Genomic DNA, 11,834 nt, shown 5'->3' on the forward strand with positions numbered 1-11,834 from the left:
GCCCCGAGCGACCCCGAGTGGGGCAAGACCAGCTATCGGCCGCAGCTCTCGAGCGTCGCGCGCCGCGCCTCGCTCTTCGACCTCCCCGATCCCTCGGCCAACGAGGTCGACCCGTTCGCGACCGACCCCAACGCGACGCGCGTCCAGGCTCCCGCCGCCGACGATTCCGCGGACGCCCCCGTCATGGCCGAGCCGCTCGAGACGATCGGCGCGGAGGACCTCGAGGCCGCCGGCCGCGGCGCGAAGAAGGCGGGCGGCTTCGTCAGCTCGCTCCTCGGCCGCCTTCGCGGCAAGGCCCCCGAGACACAGGACGAGCCCGAGAAGGACGAGCCCTCCGACGACGACCGCACCTGGCGCGGTGGCGCCACGACGCGCGGCGGCCTGCGCCTCGTCGAGGATGACGAGCAGCCGAGCGAGGAGGAGCTGCGCGAGGCGGCCCTCTCCCTGGGCGACGACGCCCTGGTCTCCCATGACATCTGGTTCGTCGCTCTCGGCGGCTCCGCGCTCGACCACGCCGGCATGCGCGCGTTCCTCGCGCGTCACCGCTCCGAGATCAGGGGCTGCTTCCTGGTCAACCTCGACTGCATCGGCGCCGGCCACCTCGCCACCCTCAAGAACGAGGGCCTGGAGGGGACGCGCCGCGCGGACCGCAGGATGACGCGCCTGCTCTCCGGCGCCGCGTCGGACCTGCACGTCGAGCTGGGCCAGGAGGAGCACGACTGGGCCGACACCGACGCGACCCCCGCCATGCGCTCGTCGCTGCGCGCCGTGACCATCATGGGCCTCGACGGCAACGGCCTCCCCGCGCTCTCCCGCACGCCCGATGACGTGATCGAGAACGTGAGCGGCGACCAGGCGGCCAAGGTCACCGAGGTCGTCACGGAGATGATCCGTCGCTCCTAGGCCGTATTCGGTTGTTCTCTAGAGGAGCTGCGACCTCCCGGCATGACCCACTGCCGGGGGTCTGCCCCCGCCGGGCACGTCACCTCCCCTCGGTCGCGAGCGCGGCGCGCCCGTCCTTCTCGGCCTTCTGGCCCTTGGCTGCGCGCGAGCGCCCTCGGCTCCCTCCGACGTCTTTCTCACCCTTGTGACCTCCTGTCCTCGACGATGGGAGGCCACATGCTATCCGGGCAAGCTTTCACCAGAATGTCGCTGGCGGACCCGAGGCTGCCGCCCAGCTGACCGCAGGCTGCGCCACCTGCCGGAGCACCAGCTCACGGCCCTCGCCGACGTCCTTCTCGCCCGCGCCATCCGTTCCCGGCGCCGCGCACGAGAACGACCGCGTCCACAGACCCTCCATCCCCTCGCCGCGACCCCTCCATGTGAATCGCGGCGCCTTGCCACCCCTTGCCGGGGCGGGGTATACTTCTCACTGCGCCGAACAGGCGCCACAGTCGCGGGCATCGCCAAGTGGTAAGGCATCAGCTTCCCAAGCTGACACTCGCGGGTTCGAGTCCCGTTGCCCGCTCCAGAACAAGCGGGGCCCCATCCGGGGCCCTTTTTGCTGCCGCTCGCCGCCCCCGGGCGAGCCCGATGAAAGGAACCAGGGTGGCAGACATCCCCATGACCGACGAAGAGTGCCGCGTCGCGACCGACCGCCTCTCCGAGCAGCTCGACCTCTACGCCAGCCTCCTGGTGCGCAAGGGCGTCGCGCTGCGCCCCGGCCAGGAGCTCGTGCTCCAGGCCCCCGTCGAGCGCGCCGACTTCGTCCGCCGCGTGGTGCGCGCGGCCTACCGCTGCGACGCCGGCCACGTGACCGTGATCTGGGCGGACGACGAGGTCAGCCGCCTCACCTACGAGAACTGCCCGCTCGAGTTCTTCGAGCACACCCCCTCCTGGCAGGTCGAGCAGCTCAACTCGCTCGCCGAGGCCGGCGCGGCGTTTCTGTTCCTCGAGGGCCAGGACCCCACCATCCTGCGCGGCATCGACCCGGCCAAGCCCGCCGCGGCCTCCCGCGCCCGCAACACCGAGTGTCGCTCGTTCCGCGACGGCATGGACTTTGGCCACAACGCCTGGTGCATCGCCGGCGTTCCGGTCGAGGCCTGGGCCCGTGAGGTCTTCCCCGAGCTCTCACCGGCCGAGGCCCTCTACCGCCTCTGGGTCCTCATCCTCGAGGTCTCGCGCGCCGACGGCGAGGACCCCGAGAGCGCCTGGGAGACCCACAACGCCTCGTTCGAGAAGACCAAGCGCTTCCTCAACGACCACGCCTTCGACGCCCTGCGCTACGAGGCCTCCAACGGCACCGACCTCACCGTCGGCCTGCCCGCCGGCCACGTCTGGGACGGCGGCGCGGGGCGCACGCAGGACGGCGTGACCTTCTTCCCCAACATCCCCACCGAGGAGGTCTTCACCTCCCCCGACCGCCTGCGCGCCGACGGCGTGGTGCGCTCCGCCCTGCCGCTCGTCCACGCCGGCCAGGTCGTGCGCGACTTCTGGCTGCGCTTCGAGGGCGGCCGGGTCGTGGACTTTGGCGCCGAGCAGGGCCACGAGGCGCTGCGCCACATCCTCGAGACCGACGAGGGCGCCCGTCGCCTCGGCGAGGTCGCGCTCGTCTCCAAGAACACCCCGATCCGCCAGAGCGACACCCTCTTCTACGACACCCTCTACGACGAGAACGCGAGCTGCCACCTGGCGCTGGGCATGGGGTTCCCCGAGTGCGTCGCCGGCGGAACCAAGCTCAGCAAGGACGCCCTGCTCGAGCACGGCGTCAACCAGAGTGCCACGCACGTGGACTTCATGGTGGGCACCGACGACATGAACATCTACGGCCTCGACGCCGACGGCACCGAGACGCCGATCTTCGTGAACGGCCAGTGGGCCTGGGAGTAGCCGCCCCACGCGCCCCGCGTGGTAGAATCGACCCCACGCGCCCTTAGCTCAGCTGGCAGAGCAGGGGACTTTTAATCCCAAGGCCCAGGGTTCGAACCCCTGAGGGCGCACCATCGCAGCATGTGGGCCGGACGCCTCCCCGGGCGCCCGGCCCTTCTCGTAGCCCCCAAAGGGCCGGCGGCCCCGCCCCAATGTTTCAAGACGGAGTCTCTTCTCGCCGCCTTCCGCGGACGGCCCTACACTCAGCACGTCAGACAGCCGCGGGCCAATAGCCCGCGCCCGCTCAACTACTGAGGAGGCCAACGTTGATGAACGTTCACAGCGCACCCGCGTGCGCCGCCCTCCTCGCATCCCGACGCCAGAACCGACGAATCACGCCCTAGATGTCGCGCGTCGCTCCAGCATGCAGGTTTCTATCGCCAGCCCAGCTCAAGCGCCCCGCGACGTCGGGGCTTTTCTGTGAGACGTAGACCAACCCAAGGAAGGGAATCATCATGGCAGAGAAGGAAAAGGTCGTCCTCGCGTACTCCGGCGGACTGGACACGTCCGTCATCGTCAAGTGGCTGCAGGTCGAGAAGAACCTCGACGTCATCGCCATCTGCGGCAACGTGGGACAGGACGAGAAGGACCTCTCCTGGATCAAGCAGAAGGCCCTCGACATGGGCGCCATCGCCTCCGAGGCCATCGACATGCGCGCCGAGTACGCCGACAAGATCCTCTCCAAGGCGATCTGGGCCAATGGCAAGTACGAGGGCGTCTACCCGCTGCTCTCCGCGCTGTCCCGCCCGCTGATCTCCAAGCACCTCGTGGACATCGCTCACCAGTACGGCGCCAAGTACATCGCCCACGGCTGCACCGGCAAGGGCAACGACCAGGTCCGCTTTGAGACCTGCATCCGCGCGCTCGACCCCGAGCTTGAGATCATCGCGCCCGTGCGCGTGTGGGATCTCACCACGCGCGACTCCGAGATGGAGTGGGCCGAGGCCAACGGCGTGCCCGTGCCCACCACCAAGAAGAAGCCCTACTCCATCGACGACAACCTCTGGGGCCGCGCGATCGAGTGCGGCGTGCTCGAGGACACCTGGAACAAGCCGCCCGCGGACATCTGGACGATGACCAACAACCTCGAGGACTGCCCCGCCGAGCCGGAGGAGGTCGTGATCTCCTTCGAGGAGGGCATCCCCACCGCCATCAACGGCGAGAAGATGGACCTGCTCAGCCTCATCATCAAGGCCAACGAGATCGCCGGCCGCAACGGCTTTGGCCGCATCGACATGATCGAGGACCGCGTCGTGGGCATCAAGAGCCGCGAGTGCTACGAGTGCCCCGCCGCGCTGCTGCTCATCCAGGCGCACCAGACCCTCGAGCAGCTCTGCCTCGACGCCGAGACGCTCAAGCAGAAGGCCAAGATGGACGTCGAGTGGGCCTCGACCGTGTACCGCGGCCTGTGGTTCAGCCAGAACCGCATGGCGATCGACGCCTACAACGCCTACACGCAGAAGTTCGTCACCGGCGACGTCCGCATCATCCTGTGCAAGGGCGGCCTGTTTGTCGACGGCGTGCGCTCCGCGTACAGCCTCTATGACTACAACCTGGCCACCTACGACGAGGGCGACTCGTTCGACCACACCGCCGCCCGCGGCTTCATCGAGCTCCACGGCCTGCAGTCCAAGACCTGGTCCAAGGTCCAGGGTCCCGGCTCCGGCCTCCAGCCCGTGCACTAGGCGCAGTACGTTTCACGAGAAACGGCCGGCCGGGAGAGCTCCCGGTCGGCCGTCACGCTAAGCGGGGGGCAAATCCGAGCTGACCTGCCTTGAAAACCGACTTCTGAACACTTTTGTACCGTGAAGGGCCCAAGACCACCTTTTGTGGATAGCGTTTGCGCAGGTGGCCTGAGGCACGAAAGCTCGACGGCGGTATGCGCGAGCGGAAAACTATTCATAAGTCGGTTTTCAAGGCAGGCTCTTTCGTTCTGGCCGACCCGCGATGCCGTGCGATAAGCTTTATCGAGAGAGATCTGCGAGGAAGGAGCCACGATGGCGCTGTGGGGCGGCAGGTTCGAGAAGGGCGTGGATCAGTTCACGCAGGAGTTTGGCGCGAGCCTCGAGGTCGACAAGAACATGGCGGCCCACGACATCGCCGGCAGCCGCGCGCACGCGCGCATGCTCGCCGAGCAGGGCATCATCTCCGCCGAGGACCAGGCCGCGATCGACGCGGGCCTCGCCGACATCGCCTCCCAGATCGAGGAGGGCACCTTCGCCTGGGACGTCAACGACGAGGACGTCCACATGGCGGTCGAGGGCGCCCTCACCCGCGCGATCGGCGCGGCGGGCGGCCGCCTGCACACCGGCCGTTCCCGCAACGACCAGGTCGCCACCGACATCCGCCTGCTCGCCAAGGACCTCTGCGAGGAGCTCCTCGCCGGCAACGTCGAGCTGCGCCGCGTCCTGCTCGACGCGGCCGACAAGAACCTCGACGTCGTGATGCCCGGCTACACGCACCTCCAGCACGCGCAGCCCGTGCTGCTCTCCCACCACCTGCTCGCGTACTTCTGGATGTTCACGCGCGACTTCACGCGCCTCGCTGCCGCCCGCGACGCCGCCGACGCCAACCCGCTCGGCGCGGCCGCGCTGGCAGGTACCACCTACCCGCTGAACCGCGCGCGCACCACGGAGCTCCTGGGCTTCTCGCGCGCGATCCCCAACTCGCTCGACGCCGTCTCCGACCGCGACTACCTGCTCGACCTCGAGTACGCCTGCGCCGTGAGCATGATGCACCTCTCGCGCCTCTGCGAGGAGATCGTGCTGTGGAGCTCCACCGAGTTTGGCTTCATCACGCTCTCGGACGAGTACTCCACCGGCTCCTCGATCATGCCGCAGAAGAAGAACCCCGACTTCGCCGAGCTCACGCGCGGCAAGTGCGGCCGCGTCTACGGCGACCTGATGGCGCTGCTCACCACCATGAAGTCGCTGCCGCTCGCCTACAACAAGGACCTCCAGGAGTGCAAGGAGGGCCCGCTCGACGCCGCGCGCACGCTCTCCGACTGCATGGAGATCGCCGCGGGCATGGTGGAGACCTGGACCGTCAACGCCGACGTCATGCTCGCGCGGGCGGGCACGGGCTTCTCGGCCGCTACGGACGTGGCCGACTACCTGGCCAAGAAGGGCATGCCCTTCCGCGAGGCGCACCGCGTGGTGGGCGAGCTCGTGCTCTATTGCGAGAAGCACGGCAAGGGCCTCGAGGACCTCACGGCCGAGGAGTTTGCCGCGGCGAGCCCGCTCTTCGAGGCCGACATCGCGCAGGACCTGGACCCTGCCGGCATCGCCAACGCCCGTGTGACCTACGGCGGCACCGGCCACGATGCGGTTGTCGTGCAGCTGGGCGAGGCGCGCGAGACGCTAGCCGTGGACGCCGGCTCGCTGGCTTAGACGTCGGGGCCGAGAATCGCCGCTCTTGTCGCCCGCGTCTCCGGGAATCGGGGCCCTTGTACGGAGGGCTTCTAGGAATCCCCGGGGTTGTCACGGGTTGGCGCCCGAGAGCGGTACAAGGTCGCCAAAAGTTAGAGCCATCCGGGACAAACCCGGCAAATCCTAGAAGCGTGGGCGACAAGGGCGCGGATTCCCGGATCGCCGCGGGACAAGCCCCGCGATTTCTAGACGCGGCCCGCCTGCGCTAGAATCAGACCCGAGAACAGCGCGCCGCAACCGCCGAGGAGGCCTCCATGATCGACCGCTACACCCGTCCCGAGATGGGCCACATCTTCTCCCTGGAGAACAAGTACCGCATCTGGCAGGAGATCGAGGTCCTGGCCTGCGAGGCCCACGCCGAGATGGGCAAGATCGGCATCACGCGCGAGGAGGCTGCCTGGATCCGCGCGCACGCCGACTTCAACAAGGACGAGGTCGACGCCATCGAGGCCGTGACCAACCACGACGTCATCGCCTTCCTCACCAACATGGGCGAGTACATCGACCGCGACGTCCCCGAGGGCGAGCCCAAGCCGTCGCGCTGGGTCCACTTTGGCATGACGTCCTCCGACCTCGGCGACACGGCCCTCTGCTACCAGCTCGTCCAGGCCACCGACATCCTCATCGAGGACTGCAGGAAGCTCGGCGAGATCTGCAAGCGCCGCGCCTTCGAGGAGCGCGACACCCTCTGCGTGGGCCGCACCCACGGCATCCATGCCGAGCCCATGACCTTTGGCATGAAGTTCGGCAGCTGGGCCTGGGAGCTCAAGCGCGACTACGACCGCCTCAAGGACGCCCGCGCCAACGTGGCCTTTGGCGCGATTTCCGGCGCGGTGGGCACCTACTCCTCCATCGACCCGTTCGTCGAGGAGTACGTCTGCGAGCACCTGGGCCTCGTGCACGACCCGCTGTCCACGCAGGTCATCTCCCGCGACCACCACGCCTACCTCGCCGGCGTCCTGGCCACCACCGCCGCCACCTGCGAGCGCATCGCCACGGAGATCCGCAACCTCCAGAAGACCGACACCCTCGAGGCCGAGGAGCCGTTCCGCAAGGGCCAGAAGGGCAGCTCGGCCATGCCGCACAAGCGCAACCCCATCACGGTCGAGAAGGTCTGCGGCCTCTCCCGCGTGGTGAAGGCCAACGCGCAGGTCGCCTTTGACAACGTGGCGCTCTGGCACGAGCGCGACATCTCGCACTCCTCCGCCGAGCGCGTGGCGCAGGCCGACAGCTTCATCGCGCTCGACCACATGTTCCAGTGCCTCACGCGCATCGTGGACGGCCTGATCCTCTACCCGGCGCAGATGCTCGCCAACCTCAACAAGACGCGCGGCCTGATCTACTCCTCCAAGGTGCTCCTCGCCCTCGTGGAGACGGGCATCACCCGCGAGCAGGCCTACGCCATCGTGCAGGAGAACGCCATGGCCACGTGGCGCGAGGTCCAGCAGTGCGAGGGCGGCACCACGTTCCGCGAGAAGCTCGAGGCCGACCCGCGCTGCACCGTGCCGGCTGCCGAGCTGGACAAGATCTTCGACCCGCGCGCCTTCCTCACGCGCGCCGGCGTGGTCTTCGACCGCCTGGAGCAGCTGAGCTTCGAGTAGCGGGTATAAGGGGCACGGAGGATTTTCCGGGCGAGAAGAACGTCCTTCTCGCCAGTTTGGAGGGACCATGCACTTTGACTACACCCCGCGCGGCGTCTGCGCGCGGGCCATCCACATCGACCTGTCCGAGGACGGCACGACCATCGAGCGGGTCTCGTTCGAGGGCGGCTGCAACGGCAACCTCAAGGCCGTGAGCAAGCTCGTGGCCGGGCATCCCGTTGACGAGATCGTGGGCATCCTCGCGGGCAACACCTGCGGCCCGCGCCCCACGTCCTGCGCCGACCAGCTCGCGCGCGCCCTCACGGAGGCGTCGTCGAGCGCCCGCGCCTAGCCATGCGCGCCCCCCGGCTCACACGCCGCTCCTTCTTCAAGACCGCGGCCGCAGGCTCCGTCGCGGCCGCGGCGGCGATCGGCGTGCTCTCGGGCTGCACGCACTCGGGCGACGAGGAGACGTCGGAGCCCGTCGTCGTCGACGAGGACTCGGCCGAGAACATCATCGACACGTTCGAGTCCGTCGACCTGACGCTGGCGGAGGAGGGGTCGTGGTCCCTCCCGCTCGGCAACGTGCTGCACCCGGCCGAGGGCACCTGGATCCCGGTGACCACCGCGGGCTCCTCCGCCATCCCCATGGTGAAGGCGTCCGCGCTCTCGCTCGCCTCCGGCCAGATGGTCGAGGTCGTCCCCGAGCCCGTCGGCAAGGGCGCGACCATCGTCATCTACGACGTCCGCTGCTCCGACTACGTCTTCGCCTGGGTCGAGCTCGACCTCCAGTCGCGCGCCTGGGCGCTCTATGCCGCGCCCTTCTCGGGCGGCGCCCTCAGCGGCGACGCCGTGACCCTCTGGGAGGGCGACGCCGACTACGACCCGGCCCCCTTCGCCGTTGCCGGCCGCGTGGTCGTCTGGCAGGTCCAGCCGTCGACGAGCGGCACGCGCACGACCGAGTCCTCCCACTGCTACCTCTGGCACCTCGGCGACTCCGAGGCCAAGTCGGTGCTCGAGTCGCCGGGGCGCTTTGCCACCGCCCCCACCGCTTCGGGCGACGCGGTCGTCCTCACCCCGCGCGTCCGCGCGGACGAGGGGACGTTCTACGGCGTGACGGCCTACTCGCTCTCGGACGACCTCGAGACCCGTCTCGACCAGCTGGTCATGCCCCAGAACGTGCGCCCGTTCCGGGCGACGCGCGTGGGCGAGCGCTTCATGGTCTCGGTGGAGGCGAGCTACAGCACCGGCGGCCTCCTCGGCCAGATGGGCACCTACGTGGGGACGGCCGACGGCGGCTTCTTCCGCCTCAACCGAGAGCCCTCGGAGCTGGGCTGCGGCCACGGGGACGTGGTCATCGTCAAGAGCCTGGCCTCCTACTTCGTCATCGACCTCGCCAAGCGGCAGTACGCGGTGCTCGGCTCGGCCGACCGGTCGGTCGACTACGGCGACTACCCCGCCCGCGAGGGGGAGTGCGACCTCTTCGTCACCTACGCCACCGTCAAGGACGCCGACACGGGATACCCGGCCACGGTCTCCGTACGCACCTTCCGCCTGTGAGGGCGCATTGACCCCCCTGCGGTGGGGTACACTAGTGACACTTACGGGCCGGGATTCGGCGACGCGAGAAACCAGGGAGGCCAAGATGGCTTCAGACGAGAAGAAGATCCTGCTGGTCGAGGACGAGAAGGCGATCCGCGACGCCGTCGCCGCCTATCTCGAGCGCGAGAGCTACATCGTGCGCGGCGTCGGCGACGGGCAGAGCGCGGTCGAGGAGTTCGAGAAGCACTCCTTCGACCTCGTCATCCTTGACCTCATGCTCCCCAAGCTCTCCGGCGAGCGCGTGTGCCGCGCCATCCGCGAGACCTCCAACGTGCCCATCATCATGCTCACCGCCAAGGGCGAGGTCGAGGACCGCATCATCGGCCTCGAGCTCGGCGCCGACGACTACCTGATCAAGCCCTTCTCGCCGCGCGAGCTGGTCGCCCGCGTGCGCGCCCTGCTGCGCCGCGCCCACACCGAGGCCGAGCCCGCGCTTGAGACGCTCGACTTTGGTGACCTCGTGATCGACATCTCGGGCCACAAGGTCCTCGTGGAGGGCAAGGAGGTCGACCTCACGGCGTCCGAGTTCAAGCTGCTCACCACCCTCGCGCGCTACCCGGGTCGCGTCTACACCCGCATGGAGCTCGTCGAGAAGGTCCTGGGCTACGACTTCGAGGGCTACGAGCGCACCATTGACTCCCACGTCAAGAACCTGCGCGCCAAGCTGGGCGACGACCCGCGCAACCCGCGCTGGCTCTACACCGTGCACGGCGTCGGGTACCGCTTCGAGGCTCCCGAGAAGCCGGCCGAGTAGGCCGGGCGCATGTCCGCTCGATTTGTCACCGGGGGGAGGGCGCACGCCGAGGAAAGCGGCGAGCGGCCCTCCTCCGGCTATGGCTCGTGGAACACCATCAAGCGCCGCCCCAAGCGCGGGCGCCCCTACGTGACGAGCCTCACCTTTGCCTTTGCCCTCACGGCCATCATGACGGCGCTCGTCCTGGTGGTGGTTCTCGCCATCGTGTGGGAGCGGCAGTTCATGGCCTACACCCGGCAGAACATGCAGGCGCTCGCCGACTCCACCGCGGCCGCCATCTCCGAGGCGTACGCCGTCGAGGGCGAGCTGAGCGAGGAGGTCGCGGCCGTCGCCGAGTCCGCCTCGTCGGTGTCCTCCGAGATCGTGGTGCAGGTCACCACCGCCGACGGCGAGGTCCTCTACGACGACACCTGGGCGACCTCGTCGGGTCGCGGGTCGGGCGGGCGTGTTGGGACACGCGTCCCGGCCACGGTCCCGACCGCCGAGAACGCCACCGTGAGCGCCGTCATCACCGCGCCCAGCGGGAAGGTCGTGGGTTCGGTGAGGCTCTGGGCGCTGGGGTCCGAGGCGCTGCTCACCAAGACCGACGCCGCCTTCCGGACCAACTCCTACGGCGCCATCGCCACCGCCGCGGCCATCGCGGCCATTCTCGCCTGCGTGATCGGCTACTTTGTCTCGCGCGCCATATCCCGGCCCATCCAGCGGATCACCTCCACCGCCAAGCAGATCAGGAACGGCGACCTCACGGCACGCTCCAAGGTCGCCGGCACCGACGAGGTGGGCCAGCTGGGCGAGACGTTCGACGACATGGCCAGCACGATCGAGCGCGACCTCAAGCTCGAGCACCGCCTCACCGGCGACGTCGCGCACGAGCTGCGCACGCCCCTCATGGCCATGCAGGCTACGGTCGAGGCCATGCAGGACGGCGTGCTCCCGGCCGACGACGAGCACCTCGAGGTCGTGGCGTCCGAGGTGAGGCGGCTCTCCCGGCTCATCGACGCCATGCTCAAGCTGTCGCGCCTGGAGAACGGGACGACCGAGCTCAAGACCGAGCGGACCGACCTCGTCTACCTGGTGAGGAGCCTGGTCTCCTCGCAGCACCAGCTCTTCCACGAGAGGGGCCTCCACCTGCGCTTCGTTGACGAGACGCCCCACGGCGAGCTCTACGCCGACGTCGACCCCGACCTCCTGCGCGAGGCCATCGTCAACCTCATGAGCAACGCGATGCGCTACACCAACGCCGACGGCTGGGTGAAGGTCTCGCTGCGCCAGGACCGCTCCGACGTGCTCATCGCCGTGCAGGACACGGGCATCGGCATCGCCAAGGAGGACATCCCGCAGACCTTCGCGCGCTTCTGGCGCTCCGACGTGAGCCGCGAGCGCGTCTCGGGCGGCCTGGGCGTGGGGCTGGCCATCACCAAGGAGATCGTCGACCGCCACAACGGCACGATCCTCGTTGAGTCCGAGCTCGGCCGCGGCACCACCTTCACGCTGCGCATCCCCCAGCGCGCCCCCCGCCAGCAGGACCGCTAGCCGCCTGGGGCGCGGCGTGGTGCATCGAACGCTTGAGCTGGGTATGGGATTTCTTGTCCGGTCCTGTGG

Annotated in this window: 8 protein-coding genes, 2 tRNA genes and 1 pseudogene; all 11 read left to right on the forward strand. The window is 68.9% G+C overall.

Annotated elements, in window-relative coordinates; genetic code table 11:
- Window positions 1-903 (forward strand): annotated as a pseudogene (locus tag B5F73_RS08300) (M28 family peptidase); the annotation flags it as partial.
- Between the two features lie 493 nt (window positions 904-1,396).
- Window positions 1,397-1,471, forward strand: a tRNA-Gly gene (locus B5F73_RS08305).
- A 92-nt stretch (window positions 1,472-1,563) separates the two neighbouring features.
- Window positions 1,564-2,829, forward strand: coding sequence for an aminopeptidase (locus tag B5F73_RS08310; protein ID WP_087227833.1), 1,266 nt, complete (start codon window positions 1,564-1,566; stop codon window positions 2,827-2,829).
- Between the two features lie 37 nt (window positions 2,830-2,866).
- Window positions 2,867-2,942: transfer RNA gene (locus tag B5F73_RS08315), tRNA-Lys, on the forward strand.
- A 381-nt stretch (window positions 2,943-3,323) separates the two neighbouring features.
- Entirely contained in the window at window positions 3,324-4,553 is a 1,230-nt protein-coding gene (locus B5F73_RS08320; RefSeq protein WP_087227783.1) for an argininosuccinate synthase, read from the forward strand.
- 312 nt (window positions 4,554-4,865) lie between these two features.
- Complete coding sequence (gene argH, locus B5F73_RS08325; RefSeq protein ID WP_087227784.1) at window positions 4,866-6,257, forward strand: argininosuccinate lyase; 1,392 nt, start codon at window positions 4,866-4,868, stop codon at window positions 6,255-6,257.
- A gap of 293 nt (window positions 6,258-6,550) precedes the next feature.
- Window positions 6,551-7,897 (forward strand): adenylosuccinate lyase, encoded by a 1,347-nt coding sequence (gene purB / locus B5F73_RS08330; protein ID WP_087227785.1) that lies wholly within the window; start codon window positions 6,551-6,553, stop codon window positions 7,895-7,897.
- Between the two features lie 67 nt (window positions 7,898-7,964).
- Complete coding sequence (locus B5F73_RS08335; RefSeq protein WP_087227786.1) at window positions 7,965-8,228, forward strand: TIGR03905 family TSCPD domain-containing protein; 264 nt, start codon at window positions 7,965-7,967, stop codon at window positions 8,226-8,228.
- Between the two features lie 2 nt (window positions 8,229-8,230).
- Window positions 8,231-9,436, forward strand: a complete 1,206-nt coding sequence (locus tag B5F73_RS08340) for a Tat pathway signal protein (RefSeq protein ID WP_087227787.1) — start codon at window positions 8,231-8,233, stop codon at window positions 9,434-9,436.
- 85 nt (window positions 9,437-9,521) lie between these two features.
- Window positions 9,522-10,232, forward strand: a complete 711-nt coding sequence (locus B5F73_RS08345; RefSeq protein WP_087227788.1) for a response regulator transcription factor — start codon at window positions 9,522-9,524, stop codon at window positions 10,230-10,232.
- Between the two features lie 9 nt (window positions 10,233-10,241).
- Window positions 10,242-11,765: a HAMP domain-containing sensor histidine kinase gene (locus B5F73_RS08350; RefSeq protein WP_087227789.1), complete on the forward strand. Its 1,524-nt coding sequence runs from the start codon at window positions 10,242-10,244 to the stop codon at window positions 11,763-11,765.
- Window positions 11,766-11,834 lie beyond the last annotated feature (69 nt).

Origin of the sequence: Olsenella sp. An270, from assembly GCF_002159735.1 — a bacterium.
Classification (GTDB): Bacteria; Actinomycetota; Coriobacteriia; order Coriobacteriales; family Atopobiaceae; genus Thermophilibacter.

Excerpts from the sequence above, each read along its gene's own strand:
- B5F73_RS08310 (WP_087227833.1), top strand. The coding sequence starts at position 1,564 with ATGACCGACGAAGAGTGCCGCGTCGCGACCGACCGCCTCTCCGAGCAG.
- B5F73_RS08320 (WP_087227783.1), top strand. The coding sequence starts at position 3,324 with ATGGCAGAGAAGGAAAAGGTCGTCCTCGCGTACTCCGGCGGACTGGAC.
- argH (WP_087227784.1), top strand. The coding sequence starts at position 4,866 with ATGGCGCTGTGGGGCGGCAGGTTCGAGAAGGGCGTGGATCAGTTCACG.
- purB (WP_087227785.1), top strand. The coding sequence starts at position 6,551 with ATGATCGACCGCTACACCCGTCCCGAGATGGGCCACATCTTCTCCCTG.
- B5F73_RS08335 (WP_087227786.1), top strand. The coding sequence starts at position 7,965 with ATGCACTTTGACTACACCCCGCGCGGCGTCTGCGCGCGGGCCATCCAC.
- B5F73_RS08340 (WP_087227787.1), top strand. The coding sequence starts at position 8,231 with ATGCGCGCCCCCCGGCTCACACGCCGCTCCTTCTTCAAGACCGCGGCC.
- B5F73_RS08345 (WP_087227788.1), top strand. The coding sequence starts at position 9,522 with ATGGCTTCAGACGAGAAGAAGATCCTGCTGGTCGAGGACGAGAAGGCG.
- B5F73_RS08350 (WP_087227789.1), top strand. The coding sequence starts at position 10,242 with ATGTCCGCTCGATTTGTCACCGGGGGGAGGGCGCACGCCGAGGAAAGC.